General features: G+C 67.8%; 16 protein-coding genes. 12 read left to right on the top strand and 4 right to left on the bottom strand.

Features of this window, described 5'->3' with window-relative positions:
- Window positions 1–24 precede the first annotated feature (24 nt).
- On the top strand, window positions 25–912 hold the full coding sequence (locus KK141_RS03170; RefSeq protein WP_214570917.1) for a cytochrome c oxidase subunit 3: 888 nt from the start codon (window positions 25–27) through the stop codon (window positions 910–912).
- Window positions 913–1,067: 155 nt separating this feature from the next.
- Here the strand turns inward: KK141_RS03170 and KK141_RS03165 are convergent, their stop codons facing one another.
- Window positions 1,068–1,283, bottom strand: a complete 216-nt coding sequence (locus KK141_RS03165; protein ID WP_167253814.1) for a twin transmembrane helix small protein — start codon at window positions 1,281–1,283, stop codon at window positions 1,068–1,070.
- A gap of 59 nt (window positions 1,284–1,342) precedes the next feature.
- Between KK141_RS03165 and KK141_RS03160 the strand changes: the two genes are divergently transcribed.
- The 11 genes from KK141_RS03160 (at window position 1,343) to KK141_RS03110 (ending at window position 18,968) form a co-directional block, all read left to right on the top strand.
- Window positions 1,343–2,083 (top strand): SURF1 family protein, encoded by a 741-nt coding sequence (locus KK141_RS03160; RefSeq protein ID WP_214570916.1) that lies wholly within the window; start codon window positions 1,343–1,345, stop codon window positions 2,081–2,083.
- Window positions 2,080–2,682, top strand: coding sequence for a hypothetical protein (locus KK141_RS03155; protein ID WP_214570915.1), 603 nt, complete (start codon window positions 2,080–2,082; stop codon window positions 2,680–2,682). The genes KK141_RS03160 and KK141_RS03155 overlap by 4 nt, the downstream gene beginning before the upstream one ends.
- Window positions 2,682–3,842, top strand: coding sequence for a COX15/CtaA family protein (locus KK141_RS03150; RefSeq protein WP_214570914.1), 1,161 nt, complete (start codon window positions 2,682–2,684; stop codon window positions 3,840–3,842). Before KK141_RS03155 ends, KK141_RS03150 begins: the two co-directional genes overlap by 1 nt.
- Window positions 3,843–3,844: 2 nt before the next feature.
- Window positions 3,845–4,753: a heme o synthase gene (gene cyoE, locus KK141_RS03145; RefSeq protein WP_214570913.1), complete on the top strand. Its 909-nt coding sequence runs from the start codon at window positions 3,845–3,847 to the stop codon at window positions 4,751–4,753.
- Window positions 4,754–5,216: 463 nt separating this feature from the next.
- Window positions 5,217–5,450, top strand: coding sequence for a hypothetical protein (locus KK141_RS03140; RefSeq protein ID WP_214570912.1), 234 nt, complete (start codon window positions 5,217–5,219; stop codon window positions 5,448–5,450).
- A 168-nt stretch (window positions 5,451–5,618) separates the two neighbouring features.
- Window positions 5,619–8,279, top strand: coding sequence for a magnesium-translocating P-type ATPase (gene mgtA / locus KK141_RS03135; protein ID WP_214570911.1), 2,661 nt, complete (start codon window positions 5,619–5,621; stop codon window positions 8,277–8,279).
- A gap of 101 nt (window positions 8,280–8,380) precedes the next feature.
- Window positions 8,381–10,039, top strand: a complete 1,659-nt coding sequence (locus tag KK141_RS03130) for a Na/Pi cotransporter family protein (RefSeq protein ID WP_214570910.1) — start codon at window positions 8,381–8,383, stop codon at window positions 10,037–10,039.
- 343 nt (window positions 10,040–10,382) lie between these two features.
- A complete protein-coding gene (locus KK141_RS03125) occupies window positions 10,383–11,477 on the top strand; it encodes an efflux RND transporter periplasmic adaptor subunit (protein WP_214570909.1) in 1,095 nt (364 codons plus the stop codon).
- On the top strand, window positions 11,470–14,565 hold the full coding sequence (locus tag KK141_RS03120; RefSeq protein ID WP_214570908.1) for a CusA/CzcA family heavy metal efflux RND transporter: 3,096 nt from the start codon (window positions 11,470–11,472) through the stop codon (window positions 14,563–14,565). Before KK141_RS03125 ends, KK141_RS03120 begins: the two co-directional genes overlap by 8 nt.
- 2 nt (window positions 14,566–14,567) lie before the next feature.
- A complete protein-coding gene (locus tag KK141_RS03115; protein WP_214570907.1) occupies window positions 14,568–16,022 on the top strand; it encodes an efflux transporter outer membrane subunit in 1,455 nt (484 codons plus the stop codon).
- Between the two features lie 195 nt (window positions 16,023–16,217).
- Window positions 16,218–18,968 (top strand): Ig-like domain-containing protein, encoded by a 2,751-nt coding sequence (locus KK141_RS03110; RefSeq protein ID WP_214587335.1) that lies wholly within the window; start codon window positions 16,218–16,220, stop codon window positions 18,966–18,968.
- A gap of 49 nt (window positions 18,969–19,017) precedes the next feature.
- On the opposite strand, the gene KK141_RS03105 is transcribed toward KK141_RS03110, so the two are convergent.
- The 3 genes from KK141_RS03105 to KK141_RS03095 all read right to left on the bottom strand — a co-directional run bounded on the left by KK141_RS03105 (window position 19,018) and on the right by KK141_RS03095 (window position 21,664).
- A complete protein-coding gene (locus KK141_RS03105; RefSeq protein ID WP_214570905.1) occupies window positions 19,018–19,878 on the bottom strand; it encodes an alpha/beta fold hydrolase in 861 nt (286 codons plus the stop codon).
- A gap of 169 nt (window positions 19,879–20,047) precedes the next feature.
- On the bottom strand, window positions 20,048–20,713 hold the full coding sequence (locus KK141_RS03100) for a class I SAM-dependent methyltransferase (RefSeq protein ID WP_214570904.1): 666 nt from the start codon (window positions 20,711–20,713) through the stop codon (window positions 20,048–20,050).
- 120 nt (window positions 20,714–20,833) lie between these two features.
- Window positions 20,834–21,664, bottom strand: coding sequence for an oxidoreductase (locus tag KK141_RS03095; RefSeq protein ID WP_168648271.1), 831 nt, complete (start codon window positions 21,662–21,664; stop codon window positions 20,834–20,836).
- Window positions 21,665–21,673 lie beyond the last annotated feature (9 nt).

The following is a 21,673-nucleotide window of genomic DNA, read 5'->3' as shown; positions in this document are numbered from 1 at the left end:
GAAGAAATCCACGGGAACCTCACCATGGGTCAGCAGCAAGGCGCTTATTTCGTACCGTCCAAGAGCTCGTGGCCGATCGTGGCCGCGGTCGTCATGTTCGTCACCGTGCTCGGTGCCGCGCACTGGCTGAACGCGCAGCCCGGCGAGGCCAGCTTCGGCAAGACGCTGCTGACGGTTGGCTTCGTCGGCATCCTGGCCATGTTCTTCGGCTGGTTCCGCTCGGTGATCCGCGAATCGCTGGCCGGCAGCTACAACGCCCAGGTGGACACCTCGTTCCGCATGGGCATGATGTGGTTCATCTTCTCCGAAGTGATGTTCTTCGGCGCCTTCTTCGGCGCGCTGTTCTATGCCCGCATGTTCTCGGTGCCGTGGCTGGGCGGCGATGGCCACGGTGTGCTGACCCACCAGTTCCTGTGGGGCGACTACGCGGCTGCGTGGGGCGCCAATGGCGGCGGCGGTCCGGCGCGCATCGGCGGCGACTTCCAGACGGTGGCGCCGTGGGGCCTGCCGCTGCTGAACACGCTGATCCTGCTCACCTCCAGCATCACCGTCACCATCGCGCACCACGCGCTGAAGGCCGGCCACCGCGGCAAGCTGCTGGTGTTCCTGGGCCTGACCGTGCTGCTCGGCGCGACCTTCCTGTACTTCCAGGCGCACGAGTACATGGAAGCCTACCAGGAGCTCAACCTGACGCTGCAGAGCGGCGTGTACGGTTCGACCTTCTTCATGCTCACCGGCTTCCACGGCATGCACGTGACCCTGGGCACGATCATGCTGGCGATCATCTTCTTCCGCTGCGCCAAGGGCCATTTCAGCAAGGACCACCACTTCGGCTTCGAAGCCGTGGCCTGGTACTGGCACTTCGTGGACGTGGTGTGGCTCGGCCTGTTCATGTTCGTCTACATTCTTTGATAGATCGGTCTCCGAGGCCTCCGCGCCCGGAAACGAAAAAGCCCGCCAGAAGGCGGGCTTTTTCTTTGGGCCGGGTTTCGTCCGGGAAGGGGCCTGGCCGGAATGTCGCGGGAGCGGCGCGGTCCCCGGCGGGCCGCTACAATTGCTTCTTTAATTCAGCGACCTACGCCGTGCGGATGCAGCCAGCCCATCCAGATGCCCAGCACCACCATCAGGATGAGCAGCACCGAGAGTCCGATACGGCGCGTCAACGCCCACACCGTGCGCTTGCTGCCGTCCTTGTCGGTCATCATGAAGAACAGCGCCTGGCCGAGGTTGAACAGCACCACCAGCAGCAGGATCACCAGCGCATATTTGTAGATGGTTTCCACGTGATTGGCCCGAAGCACGATGACATCCGCAGTATAGCCTTGCCCCGTGGCGGCTCCGTATGAGCTTCCTGCGGCGTCCGCGCTGGTGGGCGGTGGTGCTGACCGTGGCCGGAGTGCTGCTTTTCGTACACCTGGGCCAATGGCAGCTGCATCGCGCCGACGAGAAGGAAGCACTTCTGCGTCGCTATGCCGCAGCGGCGCAGGAGCCCGTGCGCGAATTTGCCGCGGTGGGCGAAGCGCCGCCGGCGGACGCGTTTCCGCGCGTGCGGGTGAGCGGCCGATACCTCGCCGATCGCGTCTATCTGCTGGATAACCCCAAGCACGACCAGCGCGGCGGCGTGGAAGTGTTCGTGCCGCTGCAGCCGCAGGGCAAGGAGCGCCTGCTGCTGGTCGACCTGGGCTTCCTGCCCGGCAACGGCACCGACCAGCCGCCGCAGCTGCCGCCGCTGCCGCAGGGCACGGTCGAACTCAGCGGCTTCTATCAGCCGCCGCCCGGCGTGGGCTTCGAGATGGGCGGCGATGCACTGGCCGGCCAGGCGCATTGGCCGAAGACCACGATCTATTTCGATCTGGCGCAGGTCGCCAAGGATCTCGGCGCCACCGTCTATCCGCGCGTGCTCGCGCTGGAAGCGGAACCGGCCTCGATCTACATGCGCGAGCATACGCCCGACTTCAGTTCGATGCCGCCGGCGCGCCATCGCGCCTATGCCTTCCAGTGGTTCACCTTCGCCGTGGTGGCGGTGGTGATGTTCCTGTTCCTGCACCGCAAGCGCAAAGTCAGACAAGGGGACTTGCGATGAGCCAAACCCAACATGCCGTGCCGCCCGCACAGCGCGCCGGCCGCCTGAAACTGCTGCTGATCATGGCGATCTTCGCCGCACCGATCGTTGCCGCTGGCCTGCTCACCGTCGGCGGCTACCAGCCCAGCGGCAAGGGCAACGGCCTGCCGATCACGCCGCAGCGCAACTTCGCGCAGGAGGCCGTGCGCGTACAGCTGCCGGACGGCAAGGACTGGGCCTGGCGCGCGGACGAGCCGAAGCTCACCCTGGTCGCGCTGCCTGCTGCTGACTGCGCCGCGACCTGCGTGGAAACGCTCAACAAGATCGCCGCCGCGCGCGTCACCTTGAACCGCAATGCGCCGCGCCTGCGCCTGTTGCTGCTGTCGGCGGCGCCGGCGGTGGGCAAGGTGGAGAACGGCGTGTGGCAGCCCGATACCAATGCCGATTTCCGCTGGCAGCTCGGCAGCGACGCCGACGGCAAGCTGGCGCCGTGGCGCGCCGCCACGCCGGGCAGAGTGGCCGCGCTGCTGGTCGAATCCAATGGCACCGCGCTGGCGCACTATCCGGAAGGCTTCGACCCGACCGGCCTGCGCAAGGACCTGCAGAAGGTGATCCGCTGATGTCCTCGCGTTCCGTGAAAATCCTGCGCGGCCTGGCCCTGCTCGCCGCCGTGTTCGCCTTTGGCGTGGTGATGTTCGGCGCCTTCGTGCGGCTGTCCAATGCCGGCCTGTCTTGTCCGGACTGGCCGACCTGCTACGGCAAGGCCACCTGGCCGGAACACCAGCACGAGATCGCGCAGGCCAACCAGGCCTTCCCCGACCGCCCCTACGAAACGCACAAGGCCTGGCGCGAGCAGGTGCACCGCTTCCTGGCCGGCACGCTGGGCATGCTGGTGTTCGCGCTGGCCTTGATCGCGAGCTGGCGGCGGCCGTGGGCGCGCTATGCGGTGATCGTGTCGGCGATCCTCGCTGCGGTCGGCGTCACCATGTACATGCGCGGCGAGCACAGCATTTCTTCGATCGTCTCGGCCTTCGCCATCGGCCTGCCGCTGCTGGCGGCGCTGGCGCTGGACCGCCCCGGCGCGTGGCGCATCAGCGTGCTGGCCTTCGGCGTAATCATCTTCCAGGCCATGCTGGGCATGTGGACGGTGACCCTGCTGCTGAAGCCCATCGTGGTGATGGGTCATCTGCTCGGCGGCATTACCACCTTCGCCTTGCTGGCTTATGCGGCGCTGCGCTTTGCCGGCGTCGGCGCGCGCGACGGCAGCTATGCGCCGCTGCGCCGGCTGGTGGTGATCGGCATCGTGCTGCTGCTGGCGCAGATCGCGCTGGGCGGCTGGACGTCCGCCAACTACGCGGCGCTCGCCTGCGGCACGGATTTCCCCAAGTGCCTGGGCCAGTGGGTGCCGCCGACCGATTTCCCGCAGGGCTTCGTGCTGTGGCGCGGCGTCGGCGTGAACTACGAAGGCGGCGTGCTGGACATGGCCGCGCGCAGCGCGATCCAGATCGCCCATCGCATCGGCGCCCTGGTGGTGTTCTGCTACCTGGCGTGGCTGGCGCTGCGCGCCACCCGCCGCGGCCTGCGCGGCCACGGCCTGGCCATCGCGGTGGTGCTGGTAGCGCAGGTGCTGCTGGGCATCAGCAACGTGCATTTCGGCCTGCCGCTGCCGGTGGCCACCTTGCACAACGGCGTGGCGGCGCTGCTGCTGTTCGTGCTGCTGGCGACACTGGCGCGCACGCAGCGGCGGCAGGACGATGGCATCTTTCAGGGGCTGGGTTGAGCATGAGCCGCGTCAACGAATACATGGAACTGACCAAGCCGCGCGTCGTCGCGCTGCTGGTGTTCTGCGCCGTGATCGGCATGTTCCTGGCGGTGCCCGGCATCCCGCCGTGGCGCGCGCTGGTGTTTGGCACGCTGGGCATCTGGCTGGCCTCGGCCTCGGCCGCCGCGTTCAATCACCTGATCGACCAGCGCATCGACAAGCTGATGGCGCGCACCGCGCATCGCCCGCTGGCCACCGGCCATCTCACGCCGCGCCAGGTGGCGGTGTTCGCGCTGTCGCTGGGCGTGCTGTCGATGCTGGTGCTGGTGCTGCTGGTCAATCCGCTCACCGCGCTGCTCACCTTCGGCGGGCTGATCGGCTACGCGGTGGTGTACACGGCGTATCTGAAGCGCGCCACGCCGCAGAACATCGTGATCGGCGGCCTGGCCGGCGCGATTCCGCCGGTGCTGGGCTGGACCGCGGTCACCGGCGAGCTGCATGCGTTCGCGCTGCAGCTGTGCCTGATCATCTTCGTGTGGACGCCGCCGCATTTCTGGGCGCTGGCGATCTTCCGCCGCGACGACTATTCGCGGGCCCAGGTGCCGATGCTGCCGGTGACCCACGGCGTGGTGTACACGCGCTGGCACGTGCTGTTCTACACGGTGCTGCTGTTCCTGGTGACCCTGCTGCCCTCGCTGACCGGCTACAGCGGGCTGGTCTATCTCGGCGGCGCGGTGGTGCTGGGCGCGGGCTTCCTCTATTACGCGGTAAGGCTGCTCAATCCGCCGGATGAGTTCTTCGCGATGAAGGTGTTCAACTACTCCATCGTGTACCTGATGGCCCTGTTCGCCTTCCTGCTGGCCGACCACTGGCTGGTGGAGCCGCTGCTGCAGCAGGGGCAGGGTTTCGTACTTCAACGTGCGGCGTAGGTTGGGGTGAGCCGCAAGGCGACTGCGAAGGCAGGATGCCGTAGCGAACATCCGCGTAGCGGATGGCCCAAAGGGCTGGCTGCTGACGCAGCCAGTAACCCCAACGTTGCGATGCGCTGAGGCCTGTTGGGGTTCGCTGCGCTCACCCCAACCTACCCCGAGCGTATCGCGTAAAAACTTTCGTTCGCGATTCAGCCATTTGTGGTTGACACTCCCGCACCGCAGCAAGACAATTCGCGCGCCCTCCGGCGCGCTGCGCCCGACGGCATCCCTGTCCGACCAACCAAGGCATATGGACGTTTACCCTAGTCGCAACGTCGACATCCGCGAGCATCGGGTGCCGGCGTCGCATAACAAGCTGATGATCTGCGGCGACCGCCTGCGGTCGGCCGGCGCTTTCCTCGACTAGGGAAGACCGGCCCACTCCTGACGGCCGCCCCAGGCCGTAACGAGGAGATGGGCTATGAAGCTCCTTCGCGATTTTTTCCGTCTGCCCGCCGCGGGCCGTTCCTTGCTGGGCCGCCGCGCCGTTCGCCGTACCTGGACCGTCACCGTGCCCGCGCCGCAGGCCGTGGCCGTGCGTGAACCGGTCACCGTCGCCATGCACAGCAAGCCCGAGTCCGCCCGCACCCGTCCGGCCATGCGCCGCACCGCGCCGAAAGCACTCGGTCATCTTCAGCTGGTATCTCAGCGCTAAGGGCTTTGACGCTATGAAGCGCACCGTGCTCCGCAAAGGCTGGCCCCCGCCAGGCCGCGGGCGCTGGCCGCTGCAGCGGCCCTAGCGCGGGCATTCAGTGCACGCGGACTTCAAGGTCCGCCGACTCGCTGGTTTGCCCTGTTACCACGCATTCCCCGGAAGCGAGTCATGATCAAGCATTCCACCCAAACCGTCGCCGGCAAGGCGTCCGGCAAGGGCGCCGGTGCGCCCGTGCGCGTCGCGGTCGCGCTCGAGGCGTTCCGCCACAACGAGGCGCTGTTCGCCGCGCTCGATACCAGCGCGGCCGGCCTGGACGCCGAGCAGATCGCCGAGCGGCTGGACCGCGATGGCGTCAACGAGGTCTCGCACGAGAAGCCGCCGCACTGGTCGCACCAGCTGCTGCGCGCGTTCAAGAACCCCTTCATCATCGTGCTGCTGGTGCTGGCGGTGGTGCAGCTGGCGACCGACGGCGACGACCTGGCCGGCCCGATCATCATCGCGGTGATGGTGGGCATCAGCGTGCTGCTGAGCTTCACCCAGGAATTCCGCTCGTCCAAGGCGGCCGAGAAGCTCAAGGCGATGGTGCGCAACACCGCCACCGTCACGCGGCGCGCCGAGGACGGCCACAGCGAGCGCATCGAAGTGCCGGTAGGCGAGCTGGTGGCGGGCGACATCGTGCATCTGGCCGCGGGCGACATGGTGCCGGCGGACCTGCGCCTGTTCAGCGCCAAGGATCTGTTCATCAGCCAGGCCATCCTCACTGGCGAATCGCTGCCGGTGGAGAAATCCGCGCCGACGCCGGCGCAGGTGTCCGAAGCCTCCACGCAGGGCGACAACCCGCTGGACCTGCCCACCGTCTGCTACATGGGCACCAACGTGGTCAGCGGCAGCGCCAGCGCGGTGGTGGTGGCGACCGGTTCGCGCACCTACCTGGGTTCGCTCGCGCACACCATCGTGGGCCAGCGCGTGCGCACCAGCTTCGACCGCGGCGTGAACAGCGTCAGCTGGCTGCTGATCCGCTTCATGGCGGTGATGGTGCCGATCGTTTTCCTGATCAACGGCCTGGACAAGCACGACTGGCTGCAGGCCTTCCTGTTCGCGCTGTCGGTCGCGGTGGGCCTGACTCCGGAAATGCTGCCGCTGATCGTCACCGCGAACCTGGGCAAGGGCGCCTTGGCCATGTCCAAGCGCAAGGTGGTGGTGAAGCGCCTGAACGCGATCCAGAACTTCGGCGCGATGGACGTGCTGTGCACCGACAAGACCGGCACGCTGACCCTGGACAAGATCGTGCTGGAACGCCACCTCGACCTTTACGGCGAGGAGTCGGACGAGGCGCTGGAATACGGCTATCTCAACAGCCGCTTCCAGACGGGCCTGAAGAACCTGATGGACAAGGCGGTGCTGGAGCACCGCGACCTGGAGACGGTGGCGCAGCAGTACCGCATCGTCGACGAGATTCCGTTCGACTTCCAGCGCCGCCGCATGTCGGTGGTGGTGCGCCACGGCGAGGGCGACGAGCTGCTGGTGTGCAAGGGCGCGGTGGAGGAGATGCTGTCGATCTGCGCCTACGCCAAGGCGGGCGATGAGATCCTGCCGGTGACCGACGAGATGCGCGCGGACATCAAGGCGATGACCCGCGGCCTCAACGAGGACGGCCTGCGCGTACTGGTGGTGGCGGTGAAGCACCAGCCGCCGGCGGGGCGCGCCTATGGCGTGGCCGACGAAGCCGGCCTCACCGCGGTGGGCTGCCTGGCCTTCCTCGATCCACCGAAGGATTCGGCCGCCACCGCCATCGCCGCGCTGCACACCCACGGCGTGGAAGTGAAGGTCATCACCGGCGACAACGAGGCGGTGACGCGCAAGATCTGCCGCGAGGTGGGCCTGGACGTGCAGCACTCCGCGCAGGGCAAGCACATCGAGCCGCTCAACGACGAAGAGCTCGACGCGCTGGTCAAGCGCACCACCGTGTTCGCCAAGATGTCGCCGCTGCAGAAGGCGCGCGTGGTGAAGTCGCTGCAGCGCCAGGGCCATACCGTGGGCTTCCTCGGCGACGGCATCAACGATGCGCCGGCGCTGCGCGAGGCGGACGTGGGCATCTCGGTGGATACCGCCACCGACATCGCCAAGGAATCGGCCGACATCATCCTGCTGGAAAAGAACCTGATGGTGCTGGAGGAGGGTGTGATCGAAGGGCGCATCACCTTCGGTAACATCATCAAGTACATCAAGATGACCGCCAGCTCCAACTTCGGCAACATGTTCTCGGTGCTGGTGGCGAGCGCGTTCCTGCCGTTCCTGCCGATGCTGCCCCTGCAGATCCTGGTGCTGAACCTGCTGTACGACATCTCGCAGCTGTCGATCCCGTTCGACCGCATGGACGACGACTACCTGCGCAAGCCGCGCAAGTGGGACGCCAGCGACATCGGCCGCTTCATGGTGTGGATCGGGCCGGTCAGCTCGATCTTCGACATCACCACCTTCTTGCTGCTGTGGTACGTGTTCGGCGCCAACAGCAACGCGCACCAGTCGTTCTTCCAGTCCGGCTGGTTCGTGGAAAGCCTGCTGACGCAGACCCTGATCGTGCACATGATCCGCACCAAGCGCATTCCGTTCCTGCAGAGCGTGGCCGCGGCGCCGGTACTGGGCCTGACCACGGCGATCATCGCGATCGGCCTGCTGGTGCCGTATACGGGCCTGGGCGCCAAGATCGGCATGGTGCCGCTGCCGCCGGTGTACTTCGGCTGGATCGCGCTGACGGTGCTGACCTATTGCGTGCTGACGCAGCTGGTGAAGCTGCTTTACATCCGGCGCTACGGCCGCTGGCTCTGATGTGAGGGGAACAGGGAACGGGAAACGGGGAACCGCGGTTCTCCGCTTTGCCCGTTCCCCGATCCCCATTCCCTGATCCCTCGACGAAGGAGGACCAAGCCATGAAAGGCACCTTCGCTCTGCTCGATATCGCCGGCTACGTCGCCCTGCTGCTGTGGGGCACGCACATGGTCACCAGCGGCGTGCTGCGCGGCTACGGCAGCGCGCTGCGCCGCTGGCTGGGCCGTTATCTCGGCCACCGGCCCACCGCGTTCGCGTTCGGCATCTGCATCACCGCGCTGCTGCAGAGCAGTACCGCGGCCGGCCTGATGGCCACCTCGTTCGCCGCCAGCGGCTTCCTCGGCCTGGCGCCGGGGCTGGCGGTGATGCTCGGCGCCAACGTGGGCACCACGCTGATCGTGCAGGTGATGTCGTTCGACATCTCGGTGATCGCGCCGGTGCTGGTGCTGGCCGGCTTCACCATCCACCGCCGCAGCGACGACGCGCGCTACGAAAACCTCGGCCGCGTATGCATCGGCTTAGGCCTCATGCTGCTGTCGCTGCACCTGCTGGTGCTGTCGCTGGCGCCGGTGGAGAACGCGCAGGCGCTGCGCGCTGTGCTGCAGAGCCTGGCCAGCGAGCCGGTGCTGGCGGTGCTGGTGGCGGCGCTGATGACCTGGCTGTTTCATTCCAGCGTGGCGATGGTGCTGCTGGTGGCCTCGCTGGCCAACGCCGGCGTGGTGGATGGACCGGGCGCGCTGGCCCTGGTGCTGGGCGCGAACCTGGGCGGCACCTTGCCGGCCCTGCTCGAAGCGCACACGCCGGTGGCGCGCCGGCTGCCGCTGGGCAATCTGCTGGTGCGCGCGTTCGGCTGCGTGCTGTGCCTGCCGCTGCTGCATCCGCTGGCCGCGTGGCTGGCGCCGCTGGGCGAGTCGCCGGCGCGCATCGCGGTGAACTTCCATACCGCGTTCAATCTCGGCCTGGCCGTGCTGTTCATCCTGCCGGTGGAGCGCATGGCGCAGCTGCTGGTGCGGATGCTGCCGGATCCGCCGCGGCCGGACGATCCGGGCGTGCCGCAGTACCTGGACGAGGGCGCGCTGGATTCCGCCAACGTGGCGCTGGCCAATGCCGCACGCGAATCGATGCGCATGGCCGACATGGTCGAGGGCATGCTCAAGGGCCTGGTCGAAGTGTTCGGCAAGGACGACAGCGTGCGCGCCGCCGCGATCAGCCGCATGGACCCGTGGCTGGACCGCCTGGGCGTGGCGATCCGCGAATACCTGGCGGACCTGGGCGGCGAAGCGCTGAACGAGGAAGACGGCGAGCGCAGCCAGGAGATCCTCGCCTTCGTGATCAATATCGAGCATATCGGCGACATCACCGCCAACAACCTGATGGAGTTCGCCGCCAAGAAAGCCCAGCGCGGACAGGACTTCAGCGCCGACGACATCCAGGACCTGGCCGCCATGCACGGCCAGGTGATGGAAAGCCTGCGCCTGGGGCTGGCCGTGTTCATGCGCGGCGACCTGCGCGCGGCGCAGCAGCTGGTGTCGCGCAAGGAAGCGATCTGGCGCCTGGAGAACGAAGCCTCCGAGCGGCATATCCGCGCGCTGCGCGAACGCCGCGACGGCGGTGGGGGCGGGGATGTGTACCTGCGCATCCTGCGCGATCTCAAGCGCATTCATTCGCATCTGGCGGCGCTGGCTTATCTGCCGCTGGAGCGTGCGGGATTGCTGCAGGGCAGGCTGGTGAACGAGCCCTTGTCGAAAGCGCAGGCGTAGCAGGCGTAGGTTGGGGTGAGCCGCAGGCGAACCCCAACGTTGCGATGCGCCTGGAGGTGGCGGTGTTGGGGTTCGCCTCTGGCTCACCCCAACCTACGCCGATCTCTTTTGAAGTTTTGAATATCGGAGAACCCCGCACTTGGACCCAGACCCGTCTAGTCACCTAGCGCTGCACTGACGCCGTCTCCCGTCCACGCCTGAGCGCGTGGCCCGGACGCGGCGGACGGTGCTCCGACCGCGTCCGGGCTACCGGCAGCGCCACGCGCTGCCCGTTTCCCGCCGCCAGCCTGTCGTCATGGTCGCTTTGGCCAGGACGGCGCACGCCCATGCCTCGGGAAAACTCATGTCGTTCCGCATCAAGCACTCTTCCGTCGTTCTGCTGTTCGCGCTCGCCGCCTGTTCGCGCACGGAGCAGGCGCCAGCTCCCGCGCCGGTCGTCGTCAACGACGCCGGCGTCCTGCGCATCCCCGCCAACTCGCCGCTGCGCGAGCGCCTGAAAGTGCGCGCCGTGGAACAGCGCGCGCTGCCGCATGCCCTGGTGGCGCCGGCCATGATCGAAGCCGATCCCAGCCACACGGTGAACGTGCTCGCTCCGGTCACCGGCCGCGTGGCCGAGCTGCGCGTGAAGCTGGGCGACCGTGTCACGCGCGGCCAGATGCTGGCGCTGATCGCGTCCGGCGACTACGCGCAGGCCGTGGCCGACCAGCGCAAGGCGGCGGACGCACAGGCGCTGGCGAAGCAGACGCTGGACCGCGCGCAAGCCGTGCAGCAGGCTGGCGGCGCGGCGCAGAAGGATCTGGAAGCCGCGCGCAGCGGCTATGCGCAGGCGCAGGCCGAACTGGCGCGCACGCAGGCTCGGCTTGCCGCGCTGGGCGAGGGCGATGCGCGCGGCATGGCGGTGCGTTCGCCTACCGACGGCAGCGTGACCTCGCTGACCGCGGCCGTGGGCGCGTTCGCCAACGACGCCAATGCCGCGCTGATGACCATCACGGACCTGGGCCATGTCTGGGTGACCGCCAACGTCGCCGAGGACGAGGCCGCGCAGGTGGCGCCGGGCCAGTCCGCCGAAGTGGTGTTGCCGGCCTGGCCGGGCCGGCATTTCGACGGCGTGGTGCAGTCGGTGAGCGACGTGCTCGATGCCGATTCGCGCCGGGTCAAGGCGCGCATCGTGGTCGCCAACGCGGACGGCGCGCTGAAGGCCAACATGTTCGCCACCGCCACGTTCCGCGTGCCGCAGCCGCGCACGCTGCTGGTGCCGCAGTCGGCGCTGCTGATGAACAACGATAGCGTCACCGTCTTCGTCGAAGTGTCGCCGTGGGCCTTCGTGCGCCGCACGGTGGAGCTGGGCCAGGACGAAGGCGGCGACGCGCGCGTGCTCAAGGGCCTGGCGCCCGGCGAGCGCGTGGTGGTGGCGGGCGGAGTGCTGATCAATGATTGACAAGATCATCGCCTGGTGCCTGCACAAGCGCGGGCTCGTCTTCGGCATCGCGGTGCTGCTGGCGATCTACGGCCACTACGCGTGGACGCGGCTGTCGGTGGAGGCGTATCCGGAACTGAGCGACGTCACCGTGCAGGTGACCACCCAGGTGCCCGGCCTCGCCGCCGAGGAAATCGAACAGCAGATCACCACGCCGCTGGAGCGCGCGCTGGCCGGCACACCGGGGCTGGCTTCGATGCGTTCGAGCAGCACCTTCGGCCTGTCGCTGATCACCCTGGTGTTCCGCGACGGCGCGGAAATCTACTGGTCGCGTCAGCGCGTCACTGAGCGCATCGCCGGCGTCACCCTGCCGCAAGGCGTCACGCCCGGGCTCGATCCGGTCTCCGGCCCAGCCGGCGAGATCTACCGCTACACGCTGGCATCGGACACGCGCAACCTGATGGAGTTGTCGGAGCTGCAGCGCTGGAAGGTGATCCCCGCGCTGCAGCAGGTGCCCGGCGTGGCCAACGTGGACAACTTCGGCGGCTTCACCAAGGAGTTCCAGCTCGAAGTCGATCCGCAGAAGCTGCTGCAGTTCGGCGTGGGCATGAACGATGTGATCGCCGCGCTCAGCGCCAACAACACCAATGCCGGCGGCGGCCGGGTCACGCGCGGCGAGCAGTCGTACGTGATCCGCGGCGAAGGGCTGATGCGTTCGCTCAAGGACATGGGCGATATCGTGGTAGTGCAGCACGGCGGCAACCCGGTGCGCATCCGCGACCTGGGCAAGCTGCAGTACGGGCACCAGATCCGCGAGGGCATTCTCGGCAAGGACGGCAACCCCGACACCATCGAAGGCATTGTCGATCTGCTGCTGGGCGAGAATCCGTCGAAGGTGCTGCAGGGCATCCACGCCAAAGTCGACGAGCTCAATCGCCAGCTCGCGCCGATGGACGTGCGCATCGTGCCCTTCCTCGACCGCGACGAGCTGGTGCAGGCCACGGTGAGCAAGGTCGGGCATACCGTGCTGGAGGGCGTGGCCCTGGTCTGCGTGGTGCTGATCCTGTTCCTGGGCAGCCCGCGCAGCGCGCTGGTGGCGGCGGTGGCGATTCCGTTCGCGCTGGTGACCACGTTTATCGTGATGCACTTCACCGGCATGCCGGCGAATCTGTTCTCGCTGGGCGCGATCGACTTCGGCGTGATCGTGGACGGGGCGATCGTGGTGACCGAGGCGATCCTGCGCAAGCGCGAGGCGCGGCCCGACGCCTATCTGCACGAAGCGGACGTGCTGAGCGCGACCAAGCAGGTGGCGCGGCCGATCTTCTTCGCCACCCTGATCATCATCACCGCCTACGCACCGCTGCTGGCCTTCGAGCGTGCCGAGGGCAAGCTGTTCGCGCCGATGGCGCATACCGTCGGCTATGCGCTGCTGGGTGCGTTGCTGTGCGCGATCACCCTGGTGCCGGCGCTGGCCTGGCTGGCGCTGCGCAAGCCGCGCAAGATGTTCCACAACAAGCCGCTGGAGCGTCTGCAGAGCGGCTATCGCAGCCTGCTGGAGCGGCTGCTGCGCCGTCCGCGCATCGCCTATGCGATCGCCGGCGCCGCGTTGGCCGCGGTGCTGGCGCTGGGTGCGAGCATCGGCCGCGAGTTCCTGCCCGACCTCGACGAAGGCTCGCTGTGGGTGCAGGTGCAGCTGCCCAGCGGCTTGTCGCTGGAGAAGGCCAGCGAGATGGCCAGCGAATACCGCCGCGTGGTGGGCGAGTTTCCCGAGGTGAGCTACGTGGTCACCCAGCTCGGCCGCAACGACACCGGCAGCGATCCGTGGACGCCTTCGCATATCGAATCCGGCGTGGGGCTGAAGCCGTATGCGCAGTGGCCGAGTGGCGAGACCAAGGCGCAGTTCGTCAACCGGCTCAATGCGCGGCTGCAGCAGTTGCCGGGCATCAGCGTCGGCATCAGCCAGCCGATCATCGACGGCGAGAACGATATGGTCGGCGGCGCGCACAGCCCGCTGGTGCTGCGCATCTACGGCGAGGACTTCAAGGAGCTGCGCCGCATCGGCGGCGAGATCGTGGGCGTGCTCAAGGACGTGCGCGGCACCGCGGATGCGTCGATCTTCCAGGAGCCGCCGATTCCGCAGCTGACCGTGACGGTGGACCGCGATGCGGCGGCGCGCTACGGCATCAACGTGGCCGATATCAATACGCTGATCCAGACCGGCGTGGGCGGCGCGGCGATCACCCAGGCCTATGTGGAGGACCGCGTCTACAACGTCACCGCGCGGGTGCCGCACCAGGTCGCGGCCAGCCCCGCCGCGCTCGGCGGCCTGGTGCTGACCGCGCCCTCCGGCGCGCGCGTGCCGCTGGCGATGGTGACGCGCATCGTGCAGCAGACCGGCGAAAGCACCATTGCCCACGAGGGCACCGAGCGCCAGCTCACCGTGCGCATCGACAACCGCGACCGCGCGCTGTCGGACTATCTGGCCGAGGCGCAGGCGCGCATCGGCGACAAGGTGAAGTTCGACGCGCACAAATACCGCCTGGAATGGGCTGGCCAGTTCGAGAACCAGCAGCGCGCGCAGGCGCGCCTGGTGGTGGTGATGCTGCTGGTGCTGGCGGTGATGGCGGTGCTGCTGTTCGCCGAGTTCGGCAATCTGCGCCAGGCGCTGCTGGTGCTGGCGGTGGTGCCGCTGGCGACGCTGGGCGGGCTGATCTCGCTGCATGTGAAGGGCGAGACGCTGAATATCGCCACGGCAGTGGGCTTTATCGCGCTGTTCGGCGTGGCCGTGCAGAACGGCATCATCATGGTGGCCAACTTCAACCGCATGCGCCGCGAAGGCCACGGCGTGCGCGACGCGGTGCTGCTGGGCGCCACCGAGCGCTTCCGCCCCGTGCTGATGACCGCCACGGTGGCCAGCGTCGGCATGCTGCCGGCCGCACTGGCCACCGGCATCGGCACCGACGTGCAGCGCGGCCTGGCCACGGTGGTAGTCGGCGGACTGGTGATCGCCACCCTGCTTACCTTGTTCATCCTGCCGGCGTTCTACGACGCGCTCGAACGTTTTGTCGAGCGCCGTGCGCGCCGCGTGCATCCGGCGAAGGAGATCTGATCATGCGCCAGCTCATTACCAGGTACGCGGGCTGCGCGCTCGCCCTAGGCCTCGCCGGTTGCGCCGTCGGGCCGGACTTCCAGCGTCCTGAAGCGCCCAAGGCGCCGATCGAGGCGCCGTCGCTGCCCGGCGGCGACACGCAGCGTATCGTCGCCTCGATGGATATCCCCGGCCAATGGTGGACGCTGTTCCACTGCGCGCCGCTGGATACGCTGATCGCCGACGCGCTACGCCGCAACGCCGACGCGGAAGCCGCGCATGCGGCGCTGCAGGCGGCGTGGGAGAACGTCTATGCGCAGCGCGGTGCGTACTTCCCGCAGGCGAACGCAGGCTACAACCCGACGCGGCAGGACATCGCCAAGGATCTGGCCAGCCCCGCGCAGTCGGGCGCCAGCCTGTACAGCCTGACCACGGCGCAGGTCAGCGTTTCCTACGCGCCGGATCTGTGGGGCGGCACGCGGCGCCAGGTGGAATCGCTGGTGGCGACCGCGCATGCGCAGCGCTTCCAGCTGGAGGCGACCTATCTCACCCTCACCAGCAACCTGGTGAACGCGGCGATCACAGAAGCCTCGCTGCGCGCGCAGATCGACGCCACGCGGGAGATCGTCGATGCGCAGTCGACGATCCTCGCCACCCTGCAGCGCCAGCAGGCGCTGGGCGACGTCGCCGAAGCTGCCGTGGCGGCGCAGCAGGCCGCGCTGGAGCAGAGCCGCGCCGGCCTGCCGCCGCTGGAGAAGCAGCTGGCGCAGCAGCGCGATCTGCTGGCGGCGTTGAGCGGGCGGACGCCGGATGAAGATCTCGGCGCGCAGTTCACCCTGGACAGCCTGCAGCTGCCAGTCGAACTGCCGCTGAGCCTGCCGGCGCAATTGGTGGAGCAACGCCCCGACGTGCGTGCCGCGGAAGAACAGCTGCACGCCGCCAGCGCGGCGGTCGGCGTCGCCATCGCCGCGCGCCTGCCCAATGTGCAGATCAATGCCAGCTTCGGCCGCGCGGCCGGCAAGGCGAGCGCGCTGTTCGACGCGGGCGGCGGCTTCTGGAACCTCGGTGCCAGCATCACCCAGCCGCTGTTCGACGGCGGCTCGCTCAAGCACAAGCAGCGTGCGGCCGAGGCCGGCTATCGGCAGGCGGTGGCGGAGTATCGCGGGACGGTGATCGCGGCCCTGCAGAACGTGGCCGATGCGCTGCATGCCGTGGAAGCGGACGCGAGGGCGTTGCAGGCGGCGCAACGTGCGGAGCAGGCCGCCGCGCGCAGCCTGGACATTGCACGGAAGCAGTTGGCGCTGGGGGATATCAGCGAAAGCGCGCTGCTCAATGCGCAGCTGGCGTGGCAGCAGGCGCGGATCGCCCTGGTGCAGGCCCAGGCCGGGCGCTACGCCGATACGGTGGCGCTGTTCCAGGCGGCGGGCGGCGGCTGGTGGCATCGCGACGATGCCGGTGAGGTGGTCGGCTCGCGTTGATGACTTTGATCGTATGGACGTTTAGACGTCCATACGATTCATGCTTGCGCGTGGCTTACGCAATAACTTTCGACTGTGCAGGGCCTTTTATGTGCGCTGTGTCACTCGCGACCATGCCATCAGTCATACCCTTGTCGTCTGGGACTGGATGATGTCCCGGCAGGGGAATCTCACAACCAAAGAGGGTGGGTAGACATGGAGTGGAAGAAGTTGCTCACTGGCAGTCTGATGACTGCCGGCATGGTGTTCGCGTTGCCTGTACTGGCCGGCACCCTGCCTGATCACGAGGAATTCGAAACCGGCTTGTACGTGCCCTTCCAGGGGACGGGTGCGCGTACGGCCCTGCTGCATTTCTCTTATCCGGGTGCCGTGCAGGGCACGCCGGTGGCGTGGTCGGTGGACCTGCTCGATGCGCAGGGCCGCGTGCTGCGCAACTGGCAGGGCCAGAGCGCGCTGCGTGCCGGCGGCACGCAGGCCAAGGTGAGCTGGGACGGCCTGGGCGCCGCGGGCGCCACGTTGAGCCCGGGTTTCTACACGGTGCGCCTGCGCGCGATCGCGCTGGACAACGACGCCGTGCAGCGCATCGGCACCGGCCTGCCGTCCAGCGCGCTGGCGGCGGCGAGCGCCAAGGCGCCGCAGCTGGTGGAAGAGCAGCGCTACGACGTGCTGGTCGGCAGCCTGGCCAAGCCGCAGATGCCGGCCTTCACCGCGCTGCGCCACACCAGTCGCAGCAGCGCGCCGGCGACGATGTCTTCCGCGATCGTGCAGCCGCAGTCGGTGGGCGCGACGGGCAGCCTGCCGTACACCATTTACTACGGCGATCTGCATAGCCAGACCAACCACAGCGATGGCGGCGGCGACGTCTCCACCTGCGTGGACGCGCAGAATCCGCAGAGCGCGCCCTACGGCCCGGCCGACGCCTACCAGTACGCGCTGAACGACGGCCTGGACATCCTGATGACGTCCGAGCACAACCACATGTACGACGGCTCGACCGGCACCAACGCCTCGGCCAGCCCGACCACCGCGCACAATCTGTATCAGTCCGGCCTGCAGGCGGCGAACACGTTCAACGCCGCGCACGCCAACTTCCTGGCCATCTACGGCCTGGAGTGGGGCGTGATCAGCAACGGCGGCCATCTGAACATCTTCAACTCGCCCAGCCTGCTGGAGTGGGAATACAACAGCTCCAACCAGCTGATCGGCGACGTGTTCACCGCCAAGAGCGACTACGCCTCGCTGTACACGCTGATGAAGACCAACGGCTGGGTCGGCCAGTTCAACCATCCGTCCACCAGCGGCCAGTTCAATGCCGGCGGCCAGGACCTGGGCTATACCGCCGACGGCGACCAGGTGATGGTGCTGGCCGAAGTGCTCAACAGCTCGGCTTTCTCACACAACACCACCGAGACCGAGACCAGCCGCACCAGCTACGAAAGCGCGTTCAATATCTTCCTGGAGCGCGGCTACCACGTGGCGCCCAGCTCGGATCAGGACAACCACTGCGCCAACTGGGGCGCCAGCTACACCAACCGCACCGGCGTGCTGATTCCCAATGGCACGACGCTGAGCCTCAACGCCTTCCTCGACGCGATCCGTGCCCGCCACGTGTTCGCCACCGAAGACAAGACCGGCCAGATCGTGCTCACCGCGAACGGCCATCTGATGGGCGAGCGCTTCAGCAACAGCGGCGCGCTGACGCTCACGGTGAACTACGCCAGCACCGCCGGCCACACCGTGCAGCGCGTGCAAGTGTTCGAAGGCGTGCCGGGCAGCAACGGCACCGTGGCGACCACTTCCAGCACCGCCACCACCACCATCACGCCGGCCAATGGCGATCACTTCTACTACGCCAAGATCACCCAGGACGACGGCAAGCAGCTGTGGTCGGCGCCGGTATGGGTGACCCAGGGCGCGGGCGGCGGCGACACCACGCCGCCGACGGTGAGCGCTTCGGAAAGCGGCAGCTCCGGCACCATCACGCTGTCGGCTACGGCTAGCGACAACGTGGGCGTGAGCAAGGTGGAGTTCTATGTCGACGGCGCACTGAAGGCCACCGACACCGCCACGCCGTACACGGCCACGGTCGATTCGACCACGCTGGCCAACGGCTCGCACAGCCTGGTGGCGAAGGCGTATGACGCGGCCGGCAATGTCGGCACCAGCTCGACGGTGAGCTTCAGCGTGTCCAACAGCAGCGGTGGTGACACCACGCCGCCGACGGTAAGCGCTTCGGAAAGCGGCAGCTCCGGCACCATCACCTTGTCGGCCACGGCCAGCGACAACGTGGGCGTGAGCAAGGTGGAGTTCTATGTCGACGGCACGCTCAAGGCCACCGACACCGCCTCGCCGTATACCGCGACGCTCGATTCCACCACGCTAGCCAACGGCAGCCACAGCCTGGTGGCCAAGGCCTACGACGCAGCCAACAACGTCGGCACCAGTTCGACGGTGAGCTTCAGCGTGTCCAACGGCGGCGGCACCGCCACCGAGCTGGTGAAGAACGGCGGCTTCGAGAGCGGCGCCACCTCGTGGACGCAGACCAGCGGCGTGATCAACAACGACAGCGGCGAAGCGGCGCATGCCGGAAGCTACAAGGCATGGCTCAATGGCTATGGTTCCGCGCATACCGACTACGTGCGCCAGTCCATCTCCATCCCGGCCACGGCAAGCAAGGCCACGCTGGATTTCTTCATGCATATCGACACGGCCGAGCCCACCACCACGTCGTACGACACGCTGAGCGTGCAGGTGATCACCTCGGCCGGCAAGTACGTGACGCTGGCGAGCTGGTCGAACATGAATGCCGCGTCGGGCTACCAGGAGCACACGGTGGATTTGTCGGCGTATATCGGCCAGACCATCCAGATTAACTTCTACGGCGTCGAGGCCAGCACCACGCAGACCTCGTTGGTTATCGACGATGTGAGTGTGAAGGCGCAGTAAGTAAAGCGCGGGCGGCGGAAGGCCTCGTGGCCTTCCGCCGCCATGCTTGTCAGAGGTGCTGGCCGTACCAGGCCAGCTGGCGCTGCACCACCTGTTCGAAGTGCGGGCCTTCGTAGGCGTCGTAGTGCTTGGCGCCTTCCTGCACGTGCAGCTGCTTGGTCGGTGCGCCGACGGCTTCGAACAGCGCCGTGCCCTGCGCGGGCGGATTCACGCCGTCGTCGCCGGCCACCACCACCAGGGTGGGGCAGGTAACCTGGGCCGCATTGGCGGCCGGCTTGTAGTGGAACATCTCCTTCACCGTCAGCATCGGGATCTTGATGCTGAGGTCCGGGAAATGATCCTTGTGCTTCTCGAAGAAGGCCTTGGATTCCGGGTCGCCCAGCACGCGCGTCACCGGCACGAACATCTCCTTGCCGGCCTGCTTGCGCTCTTCCATCTTGGCCAGCGTGGCGAGAAAGGCCTGCTTTTCTTCGGCCGACATATGGCCGGCGATCACTTCCTCGCCGTCGGCGAAGGCCAGCTGGCTGACCACGCAGCGCACGCCGGCGTCGCGCGCGGCCGCGCCCATCACATGGCCGCCGCCCAGCGAGGTGCCCCACAGGCCGATGCGCTGCGCGTCCACCTGGTCGTGCGCCTTGAGCCAGCCGAGCACGGCGAGGATGTCGTCGATCTGCATCGACGGCACCAGCCGCCCACGCTCGCCGCCGCTTTCGCCGAAGCCGCGGTAGTCGAAGGTGACGGCGACATAGCCGGCCTGCGCGAAGGCTGCGGCGAAAGCCGGCAGCAGCAGCGGCTGGGTGCCGCAGAAGCCGTGGCAGAGCAGCACGGCGGCGTGCGGGCCGGGCTGCTCGGGGAGGTGCAGGGTGGCGGCGAGCGGGGATTCGCCGATGCGGACGGTCTGTTTTTGCATTAGAAATTCCGGGAGTGGGGAATGCACATTCCTTTCAAGGTGAAACCCTTCTCCCTCCGGGAGAAGGTGGCGGCAGCCGGATGAGGGTACGGGCGGGGCGGGGCGTTTCGCTCCGGCCGAACCCTCACCCCAACCCTCACCCCAACCCCTCTCCCGGAGGGAGAGGGGCTCAAGCTCTCGCGCTGAACAGCGCTACGACACCATGCTGGCGCACGTTCACCTGCGCGAAGTGCTGCCGCAGCGAGGCCTGCAGTTGCTCCAGCGTATCGCCCGCATTGCCGAAGATGCCGCGGCGGTTGTAGACCTCCATCAGCTTGCGGCCCAGCGGATTGTGGCCGGCGCCGTCCCCGAGGATGGTGGCGCCGTACAGCACGCCATCAGGTGCCAGATACGGTTTCAGATGCGCGAACACGCGCGCCTTCTCCGCCATGCTGCCGGGCAGGCAATGCAGCAGATAGAACAGCGCGATGGAATCGAACACGGGCGCGCCGGGCAGATCGAGCGGCTGCATCGCGTCGGTGGCGTACAGGGCCTGATGCGGGCGGCCCATGCGCTGCGCGGCGGTGCGCAGGCTGGTTTCGTTGAGATCGAGCAGGGAGACCTGCTGGTCCGCGCCGAAGCCCGCATGCGCGAGGTAATAGCCGGTGCCCACGCCGACATCCAGGTGCCGCTTGCCCAGGTGCTCGCGATAGAACGGCAGCAGCACGCTGCCGGTGGGGCAGCGCCAGGCGCAGCGGTTGGAGAAGCCGAGCACGTAGGCGTCGTAGAGCCTGAGCACGAACGGCGAATAGACGGCGGCGCCGGCGCGGGTGTCGAGCGGGTCGGTGGCGGACATGCGGGGAAGTTCTCGCGTTGGCGATCGGGGTAGGTTGGGGTGAGCATAGCGAACCCCAACGTGGCGATCGTGCTGTCCGTCTCGTTGGGGGTCACCCCAACCGACGCGATGGCCGTGCGCTCAATCGATGCGCGTATCGACCGACACCGCTTCCCACGTATCGATATCCACCAGCATCTTCTGCGCATGCCCGCGGATCGCATCGACCGCATCGCGGCCCAGCGCCAGGCGCAGCGGGGTGTCGTCGGCTTCCAGCGCCTTGGCGATGGCGGCGGCGGCCTTGAGCGGGTCGCCTTCCTGGGTCTGGTGCATGCCGTGTGCGAACTGGCGCGTGGCACCCACGGTGTCGGCATAGGCCGGCAGTTCCGGCATGTAGCGCATGCCGCCGCCGGCCAGGTTGGTGCGGAATTGCCCGGGTTCCACGATCAGCACCTTGATGCCGAACGGCGCCACTTCGCCGGCCAGCGCTTCGGACAGGCCTTCCAGCGCGAACTTGCTGGCGGAGTAGGCGCTGAAGCCGGCGAACGAGAGCTGCCCGCCCAGGCTGGTGATATTGACGATGGCGCCGCTGCGCTGCGCGCGCAGCAGCGGCAGCGCGGCGCGGATCACGCCGGCGGCGCCGAAGAAATTGGTGTCCATCAGCGCGCGCAGTTCGGCGTCGGGGGTTTCTTCCACCGCGCCGACCACGCTGTAGCCGGCGTTGTTGATCACGATATCCAGGCGGCCGAAGCGCTCGACGCCGGCCATGATCGCGGGGTCGGCCTCGTCCGGCTGGGCCACGTCCAGGCGCTGCGCCAGCACGCGGTCCGGCGCCAGCTTCACCAGCGGAGCCAGGCGCGCGGTGTCGCGCGCGGTGGCGACGACGCTGTCGCCGCGGCCCAGCGCGTAGCGCGCGAAGGCATCGCCGAAACCGCTCGATGCGCCGGTGATGAACCAGACCTTGCCTGCCATGGAAGCCCC

This window comes from Dyella sp. LX-66, assembly GCF_018599165.1.
GTDB lineage: Bacteria > Pseudomonadota > Gammaproteobacteria > Xanthomonadales > Rhodanobacteraceae > Dyella_D > Dyella_D marensis.
Note: the sequence above shows the minus strand (reverse complement) of the source record. Positions and strands in the feature narration are given on the sequence as shown.

Excerpts from the sequence above, each read along its gene's own strand:
- KK141_RS03150 (WP_214570914.1), top strand. The coding sequence starts at position 2,682 with ATGTCCTCGCGTTCCGTGAAAATCCTGCGCGGCCTGGCCCTGCTCGCC.
- KK141_RS03110 (WP_214587335.1), top strand. The coding sequence starts at position 16,218 with ATGGAGTGGAAGAAGTTGCTCACTGGCAGTCTGATGACTGCCGGCATG.
- KK141_RS03095 (WP_168648271.1), bottom strand. The coding sequence starts at position 21,664 with ATGGCAGGCAAGGTCTGGTTCATCACCGGCGCATCGAGCGGTTTCGGC.
- KK141_RS03105 (WP_214570905.1), bottom strand. The coding sequence starts at position 19,878 with ATGCAAAAACAGACCGTCCGCATCGGCGAATCCCCGCTCGCCGCCACC.
- KK141_RS03140 (WP_214570912.1), top strand. The coding sequence starts at position 5,217 with ATGAAGCTCCTTCGCGATTTTTTCCGTCTGCCCGCCGCGGGCCGTTCC.
- mgtA (WP_214570911.1), top strand. The coding sequence starts at position 5,619 with ATGATCAAGCATTCCACCCAAACCGTCGCCGGCAAGGCGTCCGGCAAG.
- KK141_RS03130 (WP_214570910.1), top strand. The coding sequence starts at position 8,381 with ATGAAAGGCACCTTCGCTCTGCTCGATATCGCCGGCTACGTCGCCCTG.
- KK141_RS03100 (WP_214570904.1), bottom strand. The coding sequence starts at position 20,713 with ATGTCCGCCACCGACCCGCTCGACACCCGCGCCGGCGCCGCCGTCTAT.
- KK141_RS03125 (WP_214570909.1), top strand. The coding sequence starts at position 10,383 with ATGTCGTTCCGCATCAAGCACTCTTCCGTCGTTCTGCTGTTCGCGCTC.
- cyoE (WP_214570913.1), top strand. The coding sequence starts at position 3,845 with ATGAGCCGCGTCAACGAATACATGGAACTGACCAAGCCGCGCGTCGTC.
- KK141_RS03120 (WP_214570908.1), top strand. The coding sequence starts at position 11,470 with ATGATTGACAAGATCATCGCCTGGTGCCTGCACAAGCGCGGGCTCGTC.
- KK141_RS03160 (WP_214570916.1), top strand. The coding sequence starts at position 1,343 with ATGAGCTTCCTGCGGCGTCCGCGCTGGTGGGCGGTGGTGCTGACCGTG.
- KK141_RS03170 (WP_214570917.1), top strand. The coding sequence starts at position 25 with ATGGGTCAGCAGCAAGGCGCTTATTTCGTACCGTCCAAGAGCTCGTGG.
- KK141_RS03155 (WP_214570915.1), top strand. The coding sequence starts at position 2,080 with ATGAGCCAAACCCAACATGCCGTGCCGCCCGCACAGCGCGCCGGCCGC.
- KK141_RS03115 (WP_214570907.1), top strand. The coding sequence starts at position 14,568 with ATGCGCCAGCTCATTACCAGGTACGCGGGCTGCGCGCTCGCCCTAGGC.